17 protein-coding genes are annotated in these 18,731 nt (G+C 68.3%); 4 read left to right on the plus strand and 13 right to left on the minus strand.

Annotated features, from left to right (window positions below):
• Positions 1–20: 20 nt before the first annotated feature.
• Positions 21–1,286: an ATP-grasp domain-containing protein gene (locus ABDJ40_RS20120; RefSeq protein ID WP_347612330.1), complete on the plus strand. Its 1,266-nt coding sequence runs from the start codon at positions 21–23 to the stop codon at positions 1,284–1,286.
• Positions 1,287–1,324: 38 nt separating this feature from the next.
• Here ABDJ40_RS20120 and ABDJ40_RS20125 read toward each other — a convergent pair whose 3' ends face one another.
• From ABDJ40_RS20125 to ABDJ40_RS20155, 7 genes are all read right to left on the minus strand, one after another.
• Positions 1,325–2,527, minus strand: a complete 1,203-nt coding sequence (locus ABDJ40_RS20125) for an aminotransferase-like domain-containing protein (RefSeq protein WP_347612332.1) — start codon at positions 2,525–2,527, stop codon at positions 1,325–1,327.
• 2 nt (positions 2,528–2,529) lie between these two features.
• The gene (locus tag ABDJ40_RS20130; protein WP_347612333.1) at positions 2,530–3,759 is read right to left on the minus strand and encodes a LeuA family protein; all 1,230 of its coding nucleotides are present in this window, start codon (positions 3,757–3,759) and stop codon (positions 2,530–2,532) included.
• A 57-nt stretch (positions 3,760–3,816) separates the two neighbouring features.
• A complete protein-coding gene (locus ABDJ40_RS20135; protein WP_347612334.1) occupies positions 3,817–4,500 on the minus strand; it encodes a hypothetical protein in 684 nt (227 codons plus the stop codon).
• Positions 4,497–4,763: a phosphopantetheine-binding protein gene (locus ABDJ40_RS20140; RefSeq protein WP_347612335.1), complete on the minus strand. Its 267-nt coding sequence runs from the start codon at positions 4,761–4,763 to the stop codon at positions 4,497–4,499. The genes ABDJ40_RS20135 and ABDJ40_RS20140 overlap by 4 nt, the downstream gene beginning before the upstream one ends.
• Complete coding sequence (locus ABDJ40_RS20145; protein WP_347612337.1) at positions 4,748–6,388, minus strand: amino acid adenylation domain-containing protein; 1,641 nt, start codon at positions 6,386–6,388, stop codon at positions 4,748–4,750. Before ABDJ40_RS20145 ends, ABDJ40_RS20140 begins: the two co-directional genes overlap by 16 nt.
• Positions 6,389–6,393: 5 nt before the next feature.
• Complete coding sequence (locus tag ABDJ40_RS20150) at positions 6,394–7,647, minus strand: cytochrome P450 (protein WP_347612338.1); 1,254 nt, start codon at positions 7,645–7,647, stop codon at positions 6,394–6,396.
• A 1,469-nt stretch (positions 7,648–9,116) separates the two neighbouring features.
• A complete protein-coding gene (locus tag ABDJ40_RS20155) occupies positions 9,117–10,340 on the minus strand; it encodes an acyltransferase family protein (protein WP_347612339.1) in 1,224 nt (407 codons plus the stop codon).
• Positions 10,341–10,524: 184 nt separating this feature from the next.
• Between ABDJ40_RS20155 and ABDJ40_RS20160 the strand changes: the two genes are divergently transcribed.
• Entirely contained in the window at positions 10,525–12,483 is a 1,959-nt protein-coding gene (locus ABDJ40_RS20160) for an SPFH domain-containing protein (protein WP_347612340.1), read from the plus strand.
• Here ABDJ40_RS20160 and ABDJ40_RS20165 read toward each other — a convergent pair.
• On the minus strand, positions 12,468–13,208 hold the full coding sequence (locus ABDJ40_RS20165) for a LytR/AlgR family response regulator transcription factor (protein ID WP_347612342.1): 741 nt from the start codon (positions 13,206–13,208) through the stop codon (positions 12,468–12,470). The two genes, ABDJ40_RS20160 and ABDJ40_RS20165, sit on opposite strands and share 16 nt — an antisense overlap.
• Positions 13,205–14,272, minus strand: coding sequence for a sensor histidine kinase (locus tag ABDJ40_RS20170; protein ID WP_347612344.1), 1,068 nt, complete (start codon positions 14,270–14,272; stop codon positions 13,205–13,207). Before ABDJ40_RS20170 ends, ABDJ40_RS20165 begins: the two co-directional genes overlap by 4 nt.
• 142 nt (positions 14,273–14,414) lie before the next feature.
• Between ABDJ40_RS20170 and ABDJ40_RS20175 the strand changes: the two genes are divergently transcribed.
• Complete coding sequence (locus tag ABDJ40_RS20175; RefSeq protein WP_347612346.1) at positions 14,415–15,413, plus strand: 2-dehydropantoate 2-reductase; 999 nt, start codon at positions 14,415–14,417, stop codon at positions 15,411–15,413.
• 21 nt (positions 15,414–15,434) lie between these two features.
• Here the strand turns inward: ABDJ40_RS20175 and ABDJ40_RS20180 are convergent, their stop codons facing one another.
• Positions 15,435–16,280, minus strand: coding sequence for an OmpA family protein (locus ABDJ40_RS20180; RefSeq protein ID WP_347612347.1), 846 nt, complete (start codon positions 16,278–16,280; stop codon positions 15,435–15,437).
• A 174-nt stretch (positions 16,281–16,454) separates the two neighbouring features.
• On the opposite strand from ABDJ40_RS20180, the gene ABDJ40_RS20185 reads away from it, so the two are divergent.
• The gene (locus ABDJ40_RS20185; RefSeq protein ID WP_347612348.1) at positions 16,455–17,672 is read left to right on the plus strand and encodes a M24 family metallopeptidase; all 1,218 of its coding nucleotides are present in this window, start codon (positions 16,455–16,457) and stop codon (positions 17,670–17,672) included.
• Between the two features lie 7 nt (positions 17,673–17,679).
• Here the strand turns inward: ABDJ40_RS20185 and ABDJ40_RS20190 are convergent, their stop codons facing one another.
• The 3 genes from ABDJ40_RS20190 to ABDJ40_RS20200 all read right to left on the minus strand — a co-directional run bounded on the left by ABDJ40_RS20190 (position 17,680) and on the right by ABDJ40_RS20200 (position 18,600).
• Positions 17,680–17,850 carry a hypothetical protein gene (locus ABDJ40_RS20190; protein WP_347612350.1) on the minus strand — a complete coding sequence of 57 codons (171 nt, stop codon included), beginning with the start codon at positions 17,848–17,850 and terminating at the stop codon, positions 17,680–17,682.
• Between the two features lie 39 nt (positions 17,851–17,889).
• Positions 17,890–18,027 (minus strand): hypothetical protein, encoded by a 138-nt coding sequence (locus tag ABDJ40_RS20195; RefSeq protein WP_269631308.1) that lies wholly within the window; start codon positions 18,025–18,027, stop codon positions 17,890–17,892.
• An 81-nt stretch (positions 18,028–18,108) separates the two neighbouring features.
• The gene (locus tag ABDJ40_RS20200) at positions 18,109–18,600 is read right to left on the minus strand and encodes an Lrp/AsnC family transcriptional regulator (RefSeq protein WP_269631309.1); all 492 of its coding nucleotides are present in this window, start codon (positions 18,598–18,600) and stop codon (positions 18,109–18,111) included.
• Positions 18,601–18,731: the final 131 nt, after the last annotated feature.

Consider the following 18,731-nt stretch of genomic DNA (forward strand, 5'->3'; position numbering starts at 1 on the left):
GAACAATTATTTGAATGTCAATGAACACCGAGAGAATCGTCATCGTTGATCCGTACTCGAGTGGGAAACTGCTCGCGCCGGCCTTCCGTGAGCGTGGCTTCCAGTGCATCGCACTGCACACGGCAGATCCCGCCAGCACGGCGCTCGGCGCCTCGTTGATCGCGCAGGACTTTGAGCAGCACCATCTGTTCGAGGGCGCGCTCCAGCACTGCATCGCGTCGATCACCGCGCAGGGTCCGGTGCGCTGCGTGCTGCCGGGCACCGAGTCGGGCGTGACGCTGGCCAATGAGCTCGCCGCGGCGATGGGCCTGGCCCACAACCAGCCGGAGCTCGCCGCAGCGCGGCGCCACAAGTACCTGATGCAGGAGACCATCGCCCGCGCCGGCCTGCGCGCCATCCGCCAGGCGCGCGTGGGCAGCGTTGCCGAGGCGCAGGACTGGGCGGCGGCCCAGGGCCGCTGGCCGGTGGTGGTGAAGCCTGCGGCCTCCGCGGGATCCGATGGCGTGCGGCTGTGCGCCGACCCCGAGGAACTGGCGGCGGGTGTGAGGGCCATCCTGGAGAAGCGGAACTTCCTGGGGCTGGCCAACGACGAGGCCATCCTGCAGGAATACGTGACGGGCACCGAGTACGTGGTGGACACCGTGAGCTGCGCGGGCCGGCACTACACGACCAATCTCTGTCGCTACCGCAAGGACGTGATCAACGGCGCCTTCGTGTACCGCCGCACCTACTTCCTGCCGGCCACAGGCCCCGCTGCCGAGGCCCTGATCGCCTACAACGATGCGGTGCTGGATGCCCTGGGCATCACGCAGGGCGCGGCCCACAGCGAAATCATGCTGACCGAGGACGGCCCCGTGCTGATCGAGGTCGGGGCCCGGCTCCATGGGGGCGTCTCCGGTCCGTTGATCGTCGAGCGTTGCGCTCGTCACGCACCGCAGGCCCTGCTGGCCGACAGCTATGTGGCGCCCGAGCGCTTTGCGCAGGCCGCTCGCGAGGTGAATGCCTTCAGCGCCAAGGCCGTGGCCTACTGCTTCGTCAATGCAAAGACGGGGCGGGTCCGTGGCTTCCCGATGGACGAGGCGATGAAGTCGCTGCCCTCGTTCTTCGAGCTGAAGCGCACCTTCGGCGTTGGCCACCATGCCGTGCCCACGGCCGACCTCTATTCGTCCCCCGGCTGGGTGGTGCTGGTGCACGAGGACGAGCAGCAGTTCCTGCGCGACATCGCGCAGGTCGAGCACTGGGAGGCCGAAGGCGCGCTCATCGACGTGGCGGACGCCACGGACTGAGCGAGCCGCGGGGCCCCCGGCGGCCGGCGAGGCGGTGTTCATGCCGGCACCGCCGTGGGCTGCTGCAAGGCCTGGCCGCCTACCCGGTCATGGGCGCGTGCCAGCCGGTGCACGGCCTCGGCCAGGTTTGGCTCGTCCAGCGTGCTGAAGCACAGGCGCAGGAAGCCGCCCGGCGTGCCCGAGGCCGAGAAGCCGGCGCCGGGAATGCAGGCCACGCGTTCCGCCTCGAGTGCATATTCGAAGACGGCCGACTCATCCACCCCAGGGGTCAGGTCTTGCCTGACGAAGAAGCCGCCCTGCGGCAGCTGGAGGCGGGCCTGGGGGAAGTGCCGCCGCAGGGCGTCGGCCAAGGCATCGCGGCGCTGCCGGTAGCCCGCACGCACCGTCGCCAAGTGTTCGGCATAGCCATCCTGCAGGAAGGCGGTCAGCGCCGCTTGCAGCGGCGGGCTGCCGGTCAGCTGCAGGGCTTGCAAGTGCTGCGTCATGCGCTCGATGAGCGCCGGCGCGGCACTGACCCAGCCTGTGCGCAGCGACGGCATCACCGACTTGGAGAAGGAGGCCACCGTGACCACGCGCTGAGCCTCCTGGCCCCGGCAGGCGGCCGACAGCAGGTCCGGCGCGATGCCGTCGTAGCGCAGCTCGCGATACGCCAGGTCTTCGATCACCCAGGCATCGAAGCGGGCGGCCAGGGCCAGCAGGCGCTGGCGCCGCGGCTCTGGCAGCGTCGCCCCGGTGGGGTTGTCGAAGTCCGGGATCAGGTAGATGCAGCGCGCGCCGCGGGCCAGCAGCTGCTCCAGCGCGTCGTCCACCAGCAGGCCCTGCTCGTCCGTCTGCGCCTCCTGCAGCGTCAGGCCGCACAGCTGGAACATCTGCAGGGCGCCGGGGTAGGTGGGCTTGGGGACCACCACCGTGTCGCCGGCCTTCAGCAGCGTGCGTGCAGCCAGGTACAGCCCCTGCTGTCCGCCCGTGGTGATCAGCAGCTCGCGCTGTGCCATCTCCATGCCCCAGGACGCGGCGAGATCGGCCACCGCGCGGCGCAGCGGCGCATGGCCGCGCGGGTCGCCGTAGCCCATCACGGCACCCGGAGCAGCGGCCCCGGCGAAGGCTTGGTGCAGGTGCGCCTCGAAGCGGTGCGGGTAGGCGTGGGCGCCCGGCATGCCGCCGGCCAGGGACAGCACGTCTGGCCCCATGCGCTCCATGCGGGCAAGCACCTCGCGGATGACGTTGGCGCGCGCAGGCATCGTCAGGCCGCCATATCCGGCACGGCTGCAGCTTGGAGTCCGCTGGCATGGGCCAGTGCCAGGATTTCGTCATCGTCGACGCTGCGCTTCGTGGCCAGCCGCTCCTTCACCGCACGCAGCACCTCGGCCGCTTGCGTGGCGTCCGCGGCGATGCCCAGCCGCTGCAGGCACTGGCGCATGCCGTTGACGCCCGAGTGCTTGCCAATGACGATTTGCTCCACCGTGGCGCCGATCACGTCGGGCCCGAAGGCCTGGTACAGCGCAGGCGCCTTCAGCAGGCCGTCCTGGTGGATGCCGGACTCATGCCGGTAGCAGTTCGCACCGACGATGGCCTTGTGCGCCTGCACCTTGAGTCCGGAGCAGCGCTCGACCAGCGCGCTGCATTCGGCGATCTTGTGGTACGCGTAGCGATCGGTGTTGACGTTGGGGTAGGCCTCCGGCTTGGTGCGCATCACCATCAGCAGCTCTTCCGTGCTGGTGTTGCCGGCACGCTCGCCAATGCCGTTGAAGGCCGTGCCCGCCATGTTCGCCCCGTTTCGCAGGGCGGCGAGGCAGTTCGCCAAGGCCAGGCCTAGGTCGTTGTGGCAATGGGCTTCGAGGTATTCCAGGTTGCCGATGTTGGGCACTTGCGAGCGCATGGCCGCGAACAGGTCACCGTATTCCTCGGGCGTGGCGCAGCCGATGGTGTCGGGCAGGCAGACGCAGGTGGCGCCTTCGGCGATCAGCCGCGTCGCCAGCTCGAAGATGAACTCGCGGCGCGATCGGGTGGCATCCTCGAAACCCACCTCGACGTAGTCGAAGAAGCGCCGTGCATAGCGCAGGCTCGTCACCGCGCGTGTCACCAGCTCCTCCTGCGTGATGCCCAGCTTGAACTGGCGGTGCGAGTCGGAGGTCGGGACGATCAGCGCGATGCGGCGGCGCGGGTGATCGCCCAGCGATTCGCGTACGGCATCGATGTCCCGCTCCACCATGCGGGCCAGGCCCAGCAGGTGCAGATGACCCACTTCGCGACTGATGCTGGCGATGGAGTCGAACTCGGCCTTGGAGCTGGCGGGAAAGCCGACGTCCAGGGTGTCATCTTCAGTCAGCGTATCTGCCAGCGCCTTGGCGATCAGCAGCCGCTCCGGTGCGAAGAAATTGACGTAGGGCGCCTGTTCGCCGTCGCGCAGCGTGGTCTCCATCAGGTAGATCTTGCGAGCCTGATTGGCGGGGCTCTGTGTCGAGGAATTCATCTCGATCCTTTCTATGCTTTCGTCAGGGGGGCGTCGGCCACGGCCTGCCTGGTGGCGTCAGGGCGTTTCGCTGAGGCAGGGCACGGCGTCGCGGAACAGCTCGACCGCGCGGGCATGGTCCGACCGGGGGCAGAACAGGCTCCAGACCATGGTGATGGGGAGCATCTGGCCGATGAAGCGCAGGCCTTCCAGCCGAGCCGAGGTCTCATTGGTGATGCACAGGGAGAACTCGCCGCTGCGCACGCGGGCCGCCGCGTTCGAGGTGGACGTGGCCAGGTGGAACTTGACCTCGGATCCGCGCATCTCGCTGGGCGCCAGCACGCCGAACAGGGCCACGGGCGAGGGATGCGTGACCACCTGCAAGGGACCGTCGGGCGGCGGCAGGGTCTCCTGCTCGGCGCGCACGGCCAGCCCGTACAGCGGCGTCTTGTAGATCAGGCAGCCCAGCACCGACAGGGACCGGTCCATGTAGAAGCGCCGCACATCGGGATAGGCGTTGGCCACCAGCAGCACGTCTTTGCCCGTCTCGAGTGCCGCGGCGCTGGCGTCCTCGAAGGTGCGATGCAGCCTCACGGCCGCAGACGCGGCCCGCACCCGGCCGGCGATGTGCTTGGCCGTGTACTCGCTGCTCGTACCTTCCGGCCCCAGCGTATGGATGGTCACTACGTCCTGCACCAGGGACTGGCGGCTGCCCGCGCCCTGGGCCGTTGCGGCCTCGGAGGGGAATGCGCAGGCACTCATGATGCGGCGGGTATCGAGTCACACAGGCGCTCGACGTGGCGCAGGACGTCGGCCACGGTCTCCATCGCGCCGAAGTCCAGGCGGCCGATGTCGATGCCGGCCGGGCCCTGGCGCTCGATGGCCACCCAGAAGGACATCATGTTGAGGGAGTCGAGGCCGAAGTCCAGCAGCCGCGAGTCCTGCGAAAGCGGTTCGGATCGATAGCCCTGCGGCAGCTGTTGCTGCAGCAAGGAAAGCACCAGGTCTTTCAGTTCTTTGTCCACGCTGATTCCTTTTTTTGAAGGTCTTGGATGCAGGCGAGACTGGGCGGTTGGCCGTCTGCTGCACTGAAGAAGACGCTGTCCTCGGTGGTAGCGAGGCAGTCGTGAAGAAGGTCGCTGACCTTGCGCACATCGGCCTTGCCGCTGGGCAGCAGCGGCCAGCCGCCGGAGACGACAAGGAAGTACTTGGGCACCATGTAGGCCGGGAGCCGCTCCTGGGCCGCGCGGGCGCAGGCCAGCACCTCGGCACGTGTCACCTCGCGGGTGCAGGCCAGTGCGCAGCCCAGCGCGGCGGGTTTGCCCGCCAGCCGCACCGGGAAGGCCAGGCAGTCCCGGACCAGGTCCTGCTCGCACAGCCCGGCCTGGACCTCGGCCATGTGGATGCGATAGCCATTGATCTTGGCTTCGGCGTCCTTGCGGCCGCAGTAGACGAGTTCGTGGGCCTCGTCCAACCGGCAGATGTCACCGGTCCGATAGAAGCGCTCGCCCGCGATCTGCATGAAAGCCCGAGCATCCTCGACGGGCCGCTGCCAGTAGCCCGGGCTCAGCTGCGGGCCGGCCAGCGCCAGCTCGCCCTCGATCAGCCGATCGCTGGCCGCCGGCATGTCGTCCGCGACCTCGTGCAGCAGCTGTCCCTCGTCATCCAGCAGCACCGCGCGCATGCCGCGGTAGGGCCGGCCGATGGGCAGCGGGCCCTGGCCCAGGGGCTGACCAGGCTCCCAGACGCGGCTGACGCAGACATAGCAGGCCTCGGTCGGCCCGTAGCCATTGATGAGCCGCAGCTGGGGCCAGGCCTTGCGCCAGCGCTCGAGGAGCTGCACGTCCGCTGCCTCGCCGCCGAAGATGAGGGTCTGCAGGTGCGAGAGGTCGTAGACGCGCTCCGTGGCGCCGACGTCGGCCAGCCTGTCCAGCGACGAGGGCACGATGCACAGGTGCGTGACGCGCCGGTCCTGCATGAGGCGCAGCAGCGTCGTCGGGACGGGGAGCGCCGGCGACAGTTGCACGGCAGCCCCCAGCGACAGCGGGAACAGACAGTCCCCCACCGATCCGTCGAAGTAGAAGGGCGTGGTGTTCATGCACACCGAGTGCTCGTCCATCTGCAGGGAGGCGCGATGCGCATCGAAGAGCGCCGCCAGGTTGCCGTGGGTGATCACCACACCCTTGGGCCTTCCCGTTGAACCCGACGTGAAGATCAGGTAGGCCACCCCGTCCGGCTGCAGCGCGGGGAACTCTGCCGGGACCTCCGGCGCCTGCAGCACGGTGTCAAGGTCGACCACGGTGTCACAGGCCGCCAGCAGCGACGACAGCCGCTCGCCCGGGGCGATGCAGGCGCGTGCGGAGACCTCCGTCGCGATGGCCAGCTGCCGTGCCAGCGGCGCGGCCCGGTCCACCGGGACATAGGCGGCGCCGCATCGCATGACGGCATACAGCGCCACCACGGTCTCTACGTCCTTGCCGGTGACGATCAGGACCTTGTCGCCTGGTCGCACGCCCAGCTGCATCAGCCGGGCGGCGAAGGCATCGACCCGCGTCCGCAGCTCGCCATGGCTGAGCGTCCGGATGCTGTCCATCACCGCGGTGCGTCGTGCGCCGGCGGCATCCACCGGCCCGAGAAGCCCTGTCCACATAGGGCTCAACCCCACGCCACCGGCAGCTTCTTGCGACCCCAGAATGAGAAGGTCGTGGTCAGGCGCTCCGGCGTTCCGTTCATGCGCAGCTTGGGCATGCGGCGGATGACTTCGACGAGGGTCATGCGCGCCTCCATGCGCGCGAGGTGAGCCCCGGCGCAGAAGTGCGGACCGAAGCCGAAGGCCACGTGCTTGCGCAACTCGTCCATGGAGCGGTCGAGGCGGAAGGTCTCGGGGTCGGAGAACACCGAGGCGTCGTGGTTGGCCGAGCCGTACAACACCATCAGCTTGGCGTTCTCAGGGATCTCGACGCCATGCATCGTGACCGGGCAGGTGCTGGTGCGCCACATGCCGAGCGTCGGTGCATCCATGCGAAGGCTCTCCTCGATGGCGATGTCGATGAGGTCGGGGTTGGCCTTGACCTGCTCCCAGCGCGAGGGCTCTTCCAGCAGGCGCATGAAGAGGTTGGAGATCAGCCCACTGGTGGCCTTGCTGCCGCCCAGCAGCAGGCCGTACAGCGTGAACTGGATCTCGGAGTCGCGCAGGTATTCGCCCTGATAGGTGGCGCAGACGAACAGCGAGGTGAGGTCGTCCGGCAGCACGGTGCCGACGTGTTCCATCGACAGCTTCTCGATGCCCGCTTGGCGTGCGATCTCCCGGCGCTGCTGGATGTGCACGTTGAAGAAGCGCGCCAGCTCGGTGTAGCGCTCCAGCCAGTCGCTGCGCTTGGGATTGCCGCCGCCGAAGCCCGAGGCCACCAGGTCATCCGTGATGCCGCGCAGGTGCTGCACGGTCTCGAGATCGCTGGGCAGGCCAAGCAGCTGGCAGATCACGGTGAGCGGCAGCAAGGACGCGTAGTCCTCGTAGAGATCGCCCTCGTCGGACTGCTGCAGGCGGTCCAGCAGCTGGTGCACCACCTCTTCGACGTGCTTCGCGTGATGGGCCAGCGCCTTGGGGAGCAGGCGTGACTGGAACAGCTTGCGGAACTCGGTGTGCTCCGGCGGATCCGAGAGCACCCCCACCGGGTGACCCAGGTGCATCAAGGTGGTGCCCTTGGCGCTGGACCAGGTATCGACGTCGTTCAAGACCTCGCGGACATCGGTATACCGGGTGACCGAATAGAACGTGGGATCCATGCCGTCATAGCGGTGGATCGGGCACTTTTCCCGCAGCTCCGCATAGGCGGCGAAGGGGCTCTCGAGCACCTCTTTGCTGCGGGGGTCGTAATGCACGGTGTCATGCACGGTTTCGTCAATCATTCTCAAGCTCCGATTCGAAATAAAAAGAATGTTTCCGCTCGATGCGCCCATTCGGACAAGCCGAAAACCAGGTGCGAAAGCCAGGTGCAAAAACCGCTTGCCCTATTGGCAGTGTTCTCCGCCCCTCTCTGGCGTGAATGGCTTTCCCTATTCGCTGTCGCCATCTGCTGTCGCCATCCGCTGCCGGTCTGTCGCCTTCATGAACGGATCTCCTGGGTTTTCAGCAGCAGTGCAGCTCGTGCTGTCAAAAATAAGAAACTCTCTTGAAACTGAGTGCGTGTAACTGGTTGATTAAAGCAATGGACACTATGGATTCAAAAATCTGCCGCTGTGCCGCCTGAAGGTTTCCATCCTGCGGGGAGACCCATCGATGGCCCTTCGGCAAGCAATCCAGCGACCCGCCCCGATATTCATTTCCGGTGATCCATGCCCGTTCACGCCGGGCCTCAGGCATGGCCCGGGGCGCCGGTCTTCAGGCGCTGCGCCCTTGCGCGCGGCAGCATCGGCCCCCGTCTGGCTTGTCCCGCCCCTGTGTGGCCCGCGGGTCTCGTCCGCGTCAGCGCCGTCGCCGCGGGTTGGTGCATCGCTTGAGCTGTACCTGGGCGAGTAAACGTTTGCAGTTGTTACATCAGCCTCGATCTGCGGTTCATGTGATGACATCTCCCCTTGGCAGGCCAGCCGGGCGCAGCGATGCTAGCCACCGATTTGCCCCGGCGCGTCACCATTTAGGTAACGGGTTAGGTGATTATTGTTTTGGCTTGTTTCAACAGGCGCTGCATCAACGCGCAGCAGCCCCTGAGGCCCGTTCATGGGCTCATTTATGCCAAGCGTGGATGACCGCCCATTGACAATACTTTGGCGGTTTCAATGATCAAGTGACCCTTCGGGCAGGTCCGATGCGCAGCCGCACAGCGGCCGGTCTCGTGACAGTCGTCAGGGAAGCCGGGGGCGCATGGACTGGTAGCGCTCGCCCGCTGCGGTCATGGGCACTGAATCCGGGATGCCAATTCACAGGGCTGGTGCATGCCGCATACCAGACCCTCACGGGTTCGAAACTTCACCTCACCTCTATCCCTTGTTGATACACAGCGTACTTCCCATGAACGTCCATCGCCGTTGACTGCTCAAAGTGGCAGTTTCGCGGGCGGAACTGTATGGCTGCGGCTTCATCCGCACACCTGCAATGTCTTACAGCTGTCTGACTAGGCTAGGCACTGCGCCCGGGATGGGTGCATCAGGTGCGGTCGATGGCGGGGCCCTCGCCGCGAATGGCGGGCACGGAATCAGGCGGGCAGCGGGTGTGGGCTTGCCGGCGTGGCGACGCGTCCAAGGCGGAGGCTGTCGTGGAGGGGCCACTGCCGGGATGGCAGGTGGCATGCGGCGCGGCGATTCGCGCGCAACGCATGAAGCCGCACCGCATTGAAGCGGCGCGGCTTGTCGTGCTGGCCCGCGTCGGGCGCGCGGGGCCGTCAGGAGCGCTGGGTGACGGCGCCCAGGGTTCCTGCCGCGGCAGCTTCACGTGCGGTCGCCTGCCGCGGTGCAGCCTTGGGTGCTGCGATGCCCAGCAGGCGGCGCAGGCCGGGGACAGGTCTTGCCAGTCGGTAGACCAAAGCGCAGGTCAGGAAGGTCAGGCCGATCAGCAGCAGGGCCTCCAGGCTGTCCAGCAGTTGCAGAGGCTCCAGCAGGGGCGTCAGGCCCACGATCACGCTCTGGTGCAGCACGTAGGCGCAGAAGACGGCGGCGCTCAGGCCGGCGCGCCAGCGGTGGTCACGGTCCAGGTGGCGCTTGCCGAAGCCCAGCACAGCCAGCAGGGCGGTGCCCTGCTTCAGGCCGTAGAGCAGGCGCTGGGTGTAGAGCACGAGCTGCGAGGGGTCGTGGTCGGCGTAATGGCGCATGTAGAGCCCGAAACCCACCCAGCCCGCCAGGAAGACCACCAGGGCGGGCCAGCGCAGGCGTTCGGCCCAGGTCCAGAGTGCCGGCGCCTGGGAGGCCGCCATCCAGCCGACCAGGAACAGCCACAGCGAGACCATGTGGTTGTACCAGTCCCAGGTGAGGTTGTGGGTGACGGGGAAGAGGCCGTAGAAGCCGCGGGCGGCCATCAGGGGCAGGCACAGGCCCGCCAGCCACAGGCCGCCGCGCGGGCCCTGCAGCCCGCGCTGCAAGACCTGACCCCCGAGGGCCAGGGGCTTGGCCAGCAGCGCCCCCAGCAGGCAGTAGATCCACAGATATGGCAGGAACCAGAGGTGGTTCCAGGTGGGCAGAGACAGGCATTTGTCGCCCTCGCAGAAGCCGTGGTAGGCCTTGAAGTAAAGGCCCAGGAAGTCCAGGTAGCTGCCCGCGTAGCCCAGCTTCTGCACCACCTCCAGATAGGGCTGGATGGGCACGACCACGGCCATGCCGAAGAGCAGGGGCCACAGCAGGCGGCTGCTGCGTTCGCGGACGAATCTCCAGCGGTTCTGCAGCTTGCCCATCAGCTGGCTGGCGGCCACGCCGCCGATCAGGAAGAGCAGGCCCATGCGCCAGGGGTTGCTCAGCAGCATGAGGGGCTCGATGGACTCGTGGATCACCGCATTCTTCACGTGCCAGCCCCAGCTCACGTAGTACATGCCCACGTGGTAGGGGATCAGCAGCGCGAAGGCGGCGATGCGCAACCAGTCGATGAAGAGCAGGCGGGAGTGGGAGGCGGTGTTCATGGACGCGATCATCCGTTGCGCAGGGCGCCTCGCCACCGACTGTGGGGCGAGTGGTGGTCGGCCTGGGGTGAGCTGCACGCGCCGCGGCCGCCCTTATGCGTTCCTGATGAGCGCGGAGGGACAAACAGGCCCTGGCGACGCAGGCAGAGGGTCTGCCGCCAGGGAAAAGAAAGAGGAGGAATCCATGTCCTGGTTTGAACTGTCCCCCGTGCTGCTGTCCCTGCTGCTGGGCTTCGGCGGTATCGGCTTCATCGTGCTGCTGCTGTACGCGGCCGGCGTGGTGCGCTACATCCCCAATGACCGCGTCGGCGTGGTCGAGAAGCTCTGGAGTGCCAGGGGCTCGGTGCAGGCCGGCCTGCTGGCGCTGCAGGGCGAGGCGGGCTTCCAGCCCGAGCTGCGCCGCGGCGGCTTCCATTTCTTCACGCCCTTCCAGTACCGGGTGCACATCCATCCCATGGTCTCGGTGACGCAGGGCAAGATTGGCTATGTCTTCGCCCGCGATGGCCTGGACCTGCCGGCCGGCCAGACCCTGGCCAGCAATGCCGCTGTCAGCGATTTCCTGGACGTGCGCAGCTTCCTGAAGCTCGGCGGCCAGAAGGGCCCGCAGCGCAAGGTGCTGCGCGAGGGCACGCACGTGATCAACCCGGCGCTGTTCGTCGTGATGACCGAGGAGTCCACCTACGCGCTCAATATGGACGCGCACGAGCGCAGCTACTACGAGCGCATGCGCGGCCTGCTTGAGGAGCGCAACGCCTTCTCGCCGGTCGTCATCAAGGAAAAGAGCGGCAGCCATGACTCCGACCAGCTGGCCGTGGTGACGGTGCAGGACGGCCCGGCGCTTTCGCGCGACGAGCTGCTGGCGCCCGACGTGGGCGATGCCCACAACAGCTTCCAGGAGCCCGAGCGCTTCCTGGCCGCCGGGGGCCGCCGCGGCCGCCAGGAGCGCGTGCTGGTGGAAGGCACCTACTACATCAACCGCCTCTTCGCGACGGTGGAGTTCATCGCCAAGACCATCATCCCGGTGGGCTATGTGGGCGTGGTCGTGTCCTATACCGGCGCGCGGGGCGAGGACGTCTCGGGCAGCGAGTACAGCCATGGCGAGCTGGTCAATGCCGGCTGCCGCGGCGTCTGGCGCGAGCCGCTGATGCCCGGCAAGTACGCCTTCAACACTTACGCCGGCAAGATCGAGCTGGTGCCCACGACCAATTTCGTGCTGATGTGGCAGAGCGGCGAGAGCGGCTCCAGCTTCGACTCCAACTTGCGCGAGATCACGCTGATCACCAAGGACGCCTTCGAGCCGCAGCTGCCGCTGTCCGTGGTGGTGCACATCGACTACCGCAAGGCGCCGATGGTGGTGCAGCGCTTCGGCAATGTGAAGCAGCTGGTGGAGCAGACGCTGGACCCGATGGTGTCCAGCTACTTCAAGAACGTCTCGCAGACGCACACCTTCATCCAGCTGATCCAGTCGCGTTCGGAGCTGCAGACCAATGCCTCGCGGGACATGCGCGAGCGCTTCCTGGCCTACTCGCTGGAGTTCCAGGAGGTGCTGATCGGCACGCCGCGCCCGCAGCCCGGCGACCACAAGATCGAGGCCATCATGGCCCAGCTGCGCGACCGCCAGATCGCCCGCGAGCAGGTCGAGACCTTCGCGCAGAAGGAGATCGCGGCCAACAAGCAGCGCGAGCTGAACGAGGCCGAGAAGCGCGCCGAGAAGCAGGCGGAGCTGACGGCCTCGCTGGTGGACATCTCCATCAAGGAGAACCATGGCGCCGCCGCGGTGAAGGCTGCCGAGAAGCGCCGCCAGGAGATCGAGGCCCTGGCGCAGGGCGAGCGCTACCGCCAGGAGGCCGAGGGCCAGGGCCGCGCCGCCGCCATCCGCAGCGTGGGCGAGGCCGAGGGCTCGGCCATCCGCGCGCGCTCCGAGGCGCTGGAAGGTGAGGGCGCCGACAAGCAGCTGATGCAGACCGTCATGCTGCGCCTGGCCGAGGCCTTCGAGACCGCCCGTGTGCCCCTGGTGCCGCAGATCCAGCTGGGCGGCGGGGCCGAAGGCAGCAATGCCTTCTCCACCCTGCTGGGCCTGATGACAGCGCTCAAGGCGCGCGAGCTGGAAGGCGCTGCCGCCCCCGCTCAGCCGCGCAGCTGATCGCGGTAGTTGCGCGAGACCCGCAGCTGCTGGCCCCCGCGCAGGGTCAGCAGCGCCTCCCCATGCGGCAGGGCCTCGATGCTGTCGATGTGAGCGGGGTTGACCGCATGGCTGCGGTGAATGCGCAGGAACTGGCCGGCCACCGCCGGATGCTCCAGGAAGGCGCTGAGCGTGCGACGCTCCAGATAGCTGTGGGGCGGGGCGTGCAGCTCGATGTAGTTGTCCGCCGCGGACACCCACTGCAGCTCGGCCAGGGGCAGCTTGAGCAGCTTGCCCTGGCGCTGAACCAGCCAGTGGCCGGACGCCGGCTGCAGCTGCTGCAGGGCCGCGATCAGGCCACCGCGCGCACTGGCCGCCGCCGGCTGAGCCGGGTTGAGCCGACCCTGCAGGCGGTGCAGGGCCGTGGCCAGGCGCTCGGGGCTGCAGGGCTTGAGCAGGTAGTCCACCGCATGCAGGTCGAAGGCCTGGACCGCATGCTGGTCGAAGGCCGTGCAGAAGATCACCGGCAGCTGCTCGGGCAGCTGCAGGGCCAGGTCCAGGCCACTCTGGCCGGGCATCTGGATGTCCAGGATCAGGGCCTGGATGTCGGGGTGGCGGCGCAGCTGTTCCAGCGCCTCCTCGCCATCACCCGCCTCGATGATCCACTGCACCTGCGGGTGCTCGGCCAGCAGGCGGCGCAGGCGGGCGCGGGCCGGCGGTTCGTCGTCGACGATCAGCAGCTTCATGCCAGCGCCTCCCTCCGGGGCAGCCACAGGCGCAGCAGCGTGCCGCCCTGGTCGGGGCCGATCCAGAGCAGGGCCGCCTCGCCATAGGCCATGCGCAGGCGCTCGCGCAGATTGCTCAGGCCCAGGCCGCCGGCGCGCTCCACCTGCTCGGCGCTGACGCCGCTGTTACGGATCTCCACCTGCAGGCCACCGTCCACCGCCTGGCTGCGCAGCGAGACCTCGACGGCGCCGCGGCTCAGCGCCACGTCATGCTTGACGGCGTTCTCCACCGGGTTCAGCAGCAGCAGCGCCGGCAGGGGCCAGGTCTCGGTGCCCGGCGCTAGCTCGATGTGCACCTGCAGCCGCTCGCCGAAGCGGGCCTGCATGAGGGCCAGGTAGGGCTGGATCAGGGCCATCTCCTCGGCCAGGGTCTGCCAGCCGCGCTGCTGGGCCGAGAGCGAGGCGCGCAGCAGGTCCGAGAGCTGGCACAGCAGGCGATCGGCGCGGCCCACGTCCTCGTACATCACCGAGGCGATCAGGTTGAGGCTGTTGAAGAGGAAGTGCGGCTGCAGCTGCTCGGCCAGGCGCGCCAGCTGGGCCTGGGCCAGCTCGGTGCGCATGCGGGCCATCTCCAGCGCCGTCTGCTGGCCGCGCAGGTGCACCCATAGAGCGTGGCACAGCAGCACATCGGTGACGTAGAAGACCAGGTCCTTGGCCGCCTCGTAGCCCAGCACCTGCCAGGCGTTGCCGGGCTCGTAGTCCACCGAGGTCAGCGCATAGGCGGCGAAGCGCAGGCCGAACATGCCCGCCACGTGCAGCACGGTGTAGACCGCATAGCCCAGCGCATGGCGGGCGATCAGCGCACCCAGGCCGCGACCCAGGCTGGCCCGGTGCCAGCGGAAGATGGGGGGCAGCAGGCCGGCCACGACCAGCACCGAGCTGAACTCCCACAAGAACGGCTCCCAGGCATGCCGGCCGCCATTGCGCAGGTAGTGCTGCAGCTCGGCCACGGCAAAGAAGAGGGCGACCCCGGTCAGGAGGCAGGCGTAGATCCACCAGAAGCGGCGGGGAAGCGAAAGGGGCACGGGCTCCGTCATGGGCGGCCACGATAGCAGCGTGCCAGGTCTTGCCAAGGCGGTTCATCCCAGGGAGCGGCCGCCTCATCCCAGGGGCGGCGCCGCGGGTCGCGCGTAGACTGCGCGCAGCATTCCGGCAGTAGGAAGAGAAATGAAGAAGATCTGCATTGTGGGCATGGGCGCCATCGGCGGCTGGGTGGCGGGGCATCTGGGCCACCGGCTGGGCGGCGAGGTGCAGCTCAGCGCTGTGGCCCGCGGCGCCACGCTGGCCGCCTTGCGCGCGCAGGGCCTGCGCATGGACACCGTCATCGACGCCACGCCGCAGCGCTTGACCGTGCCGGTGAACGCCTCCGAGCGCCCCGAGGAGCTGGGCCCGCAGGACCTGATCGTGCTGGCCGTCAAGGGCCCGGCCCTGGCCGAGGTGGCGCCCCTGGTGCAGCGCCTGCTGGGCCCGGAAACCCGCGTGCTGGTGGCCATGAACGGCGTGCCCTGGTGGTTCTTCCAGCAGCTGGAGGGCCCTTGCAAGGGCCTGCAGCTGCAGGCCGTGGACCCGGGCGGTCGCGTGGCTGCCCTGATTCCGGCGGAGCGCGTGATCGGCTCCGTCGTGCACGCCAGCTGTGCCACGCCGGAGCCCGGGCTCGTGAAGCATGTGATGGGCATGGGCCTGATCCTGGGCGACCCGGCTGGCGGCGAGCCCGCGCACATCGCCGAGTGGGCCGCACTTTTCCAGCGGGCGGGCTTCAACGCCACGGTGTCCCCGCGCATCCAGAAGGACATCTGGTACAAGCTCTGGGGCAACATGACCATGAACCCCATCTCGGCCCTGACTGGCGCGACCTGCGACCGCATCCTGGACGACGAGCTGGTGCGGGGATTCGTGAGCGCCGTGATGCGCGAGGCCTCGGCCATCGGAGACGCCATCGGCTGCCCCGTGGGCCAGACGCCCGAGCAGCGTCACGAGGTGACGCGCAAGCTGGGCGCCTTCAAGACCTCCATGCTGCAGGACGTGGAGGCGGGCCGCAAGATCGAGCTCGACGCCCTGGTGACCGTGGTCCGCGAGATCGGCCAGCACATGGGCCAGGCCACGCCCAGCATCGATGCCATGCTGGGGCTGACGCGCCTGATGGCCCAGACGCGCGGCCTGCTCTGAGCGCCGCGCCAGGGGCCTGGCTCAGCCCTTCCTGACCAGCTCCACGCGGCGGTTCTTGGCCCGGCCGGCGTCCTTGCGGTTGTCCGCGATCGGATAGGTCTGGCCATGGCCCACGGCGCTGAGGCGCTTGGCGTCGATGCCCTGGGCGACCACGGCCTTCATCACCGCCTCGGCGCGGGCCTGGGACAGGCGCTGGTTCTCGGTGGCATTGCCGGTGTTGTCCGTGTGACCTTCGATGGAGAGCTTCAGCTGCGGCTCGTTGCGCAGCAGGGTGACGATCTCCTTCACCACGCCCTGGCCGGCGGGCAGGATCTCGGCCTTGGCCGTCTCGAACTCGATGTACAGGGCGACGTCGCCCTCGGACTTCAAGGCGTTGGACATGTCCTGTGCCGAGATGGTGACGGTGCTCTCGCGCTGGGCTTCCTCGACCACGATGAGGGTGTAGTAGCCCTCGTAGTTGTCTTTCAGGACGAGCCAGTCGGCGCCACCGTCCGCACGCGCGAAGCGGTAGATGAAGGGGCCGCTGGAGCCTTCCTGCTGGTTGATGAGCTTGCCGCCCTGGCGCTTGGCCACGTCCGCGTATTCCCGCGCCACGATGGACGGCCCCACCATCAGGGCCTTGTCGCGGTTGAAGAGCGTCTGCTCGCGGACGCGGCCGACCAGTTCGATGTCCCGGCGCTTGCCGGCCGGGGTGTCTTCGCAGTAGCTGGTGCCACAGACGGCCCACACCTTGACGACGTCCATCGCCTTTGTCTTCTCACCATTGCCGGCGTAGCCCTTGACGGGCGACACCTCGAGCGCGTGGCTCGACAGGGCGCTCAAGGCAAGGGTCAGGGGCAGCAGACCGCGGGACAGGGCTCGACGCATTTCGATCATTGATGGGAGGCACGCCCGATTGGCGCCGGCGCACGATAGGAGGCAGAGGGGCAGGCGCCCATCCCCCGCGCGGAGGGAAATTGCAAGCAGCGGTGACAGCCCTCCCTTCCGGCCCATTCGGAAAATGGTATTCTGCAAATATATTTAATGAATGGCGGATGGACCATGAAGGCAATCGGCGTTGGCGGGCAGTCTCAGGCGCAGGCACTGGCGGGGCTTGCCCGCATGACGGCGGGCGTGCAGCCCATTGCGGTCGAGGAATACGAGGCGCGGCTTCGCAAGCTGCAGGGCCTGATGCGTGAGGCCGGCGTGGTGGCGGTCTACCTGCATGCCGGCACCAATCTTCGCTACTTCAGCGGCCTGGTCTGGCCGCCCAGCGAGCGCCTGGTGGGCGCCCTGGTGCTGGCCGAGGGCCCGCTGCAGTACCTGGCGCCGGCCTTCGAGGAAGGCACCCTGCGCGACTACTGGCTGCTGCCCGGCGAGATGCACCTCTGGCAGGAGCACGAGAGCCCCTATGCGCTGATGGCGCAGGTGCTGCGTGAGCTGGGCGTGCGGGGCGGCGAGCGTGTGGGCCTGTCCGAGGACTGCCCCTTCTTCGTGTCCGACGGCCTGCGCCAGGCGGCGCCGGCGCTGCAGTGGGTCAACGCCCGCTCGCTGACGGCGGCCTGCCGCATGCGCAAGTCAGCGGCCGAGCTGGCCCTGATGCAGCGGGCCCATGACATGACCCTGGCGGTGCAGCGCGCCGCGGCCAGCATCCTGCACGAGGGCATCTCCACCACGGAGGTGGCGGCCTTCATCGACGAGGCGCACCGCCGCGTCGGCGCCAATGGCTCCTACTTCAAGATCGTGCTCTTCGGCGTGGCCTCCTCCTTCCCGCACGGCGTGAAGGAGCCGCAGCTGCTGCGCGAAGGCGACATGGTGCTGATCGACACCGGCTGCCTGGTCGAGGGCTATATGTCCGACATCACCCGCAGCTATGTCTTCGGCACGCCCACGGCGCGGCAGCGCGAGATCTGGAATCTGGAGCAGGCCGCCCAGGCGGCCGCCTTCGAGGCCGCCCAGCTGGGCCGGCCCTGCCAGGAGGTGGACCGCGCCGCGCGCCGCGTTCTGGAGGCCGCGGGCCTGGGCCCCGGCTACCGCCTGCCGGGGCTGCCGCACCGCACCGGCCACGGCTGCGGGCTGGACATCCACGAGTGGCCCTACATGGTCGAGGGCGAGCTGACGCCGCTGGACGTGGGCATGTGCTTCAGCAACGAGCCCATGATCGTCTGCCCCGGCGAGTTCGGCGTGCGCCATGAGGACCACCTGTACATGACGGCCCAGGGCCCGCGCTGGTTCACGCCGCCGATGAAGTCCCTGGACGACCCCTTCGGCCAGGCCTGAGTCCGGCTCAGGCCGGGCGCTGGGCGGCCGGTGCCTGGACGATGTCCGCATCCCCCTCCAGCTGCCTCAGCATGGAGAAGCCGGAGATGGCCAGTGCGGTCAGCAGGGCCCACAGCAGCAGCGAACGCCAGGCGGCGGGGCGGTGCTGGGCGACGATGGGAAGCGGGCGGTAGGACATCGCGAAACTCCTGGGCGATGGAGGTGTCGGGTCGGGCCCTCAGGCCACGGGCAGGGCTTGCTGCAGGCCCCACAGCAGGGCCGGGTAGGCCACGCCCCAGACCAGGGCGACGAGGGCCAGGACCTTGAGCGCGGTGCTCAGGCGGTGTCCACGGTGGGGCGTGATCTGCAGCTTCATGGTGCGCTCCGCAAGGATGAGGGCTGATGCTGCGGAGAACGTGCAAGCCGCGTGCCAGGTTGACGCCAGGCCCGTTGGCCCTCAGCCCCCCGCGCTGCGGTCCACGCGCAGGGCCAGCACCACCGAGGTGGTGGTCTTGATCACGCCTTCGGTCTCGCCGATCTCGTCCAGCAGGGCGTCCAGGCGCATGGTGGTGTCGGCGCGCAGCAGGGCCATGTAGTCGAACTCGCCGCTGACCGAGGCCAGCTGGCGCAGCTCGGGCAGGCGGGTCAGGCGCTTGATCACCTCGCGCTGGGCCTTGGCCTGCACGCTGATGCCCACATAGGCCTGCACGCCGCGGTCCGCGGCCTCCGAGCCCAGCTTGACGGTGTAGCCCACCACCACCCCTTCCGACTCCAGCCGCGCCAGCCGCGCCACCACCGTCGTCCGTGCGATGCCCAGTTTGCGCGCGAGGTTGGCCGTGCTCTCGCGGGCGTTGGCCTGCAGCAGGGTGATGAGCTCGCGGTCCAACTGGTCCCGCGGGGCGGCGAAGGTGCTGGCGGCGGCGGTGGCGGGCGGCTTGCGGGTGCTCATGGCGGGACTCCTGGGAAACCCTTGATTTTTGCTTTTCGTCAAGACTCGATGACGAATCGTCGAAAGCATAGCCGTTTATGACGATCTCACGCTTTCTTTCGTCAGGGGCTCTTCCTAGACTGCGGGCCAAC

Source organism: Roseateles flavus (assembly GCF_039872765.1).
GTDB classification, from domain to species: domain Bacteria; phylum Pseudomonadota; class Gammaproteobacteria; order Burkholderiales; family Burkholderiaceae_C; genus Roseateles_B; species Roseateles_B flavus.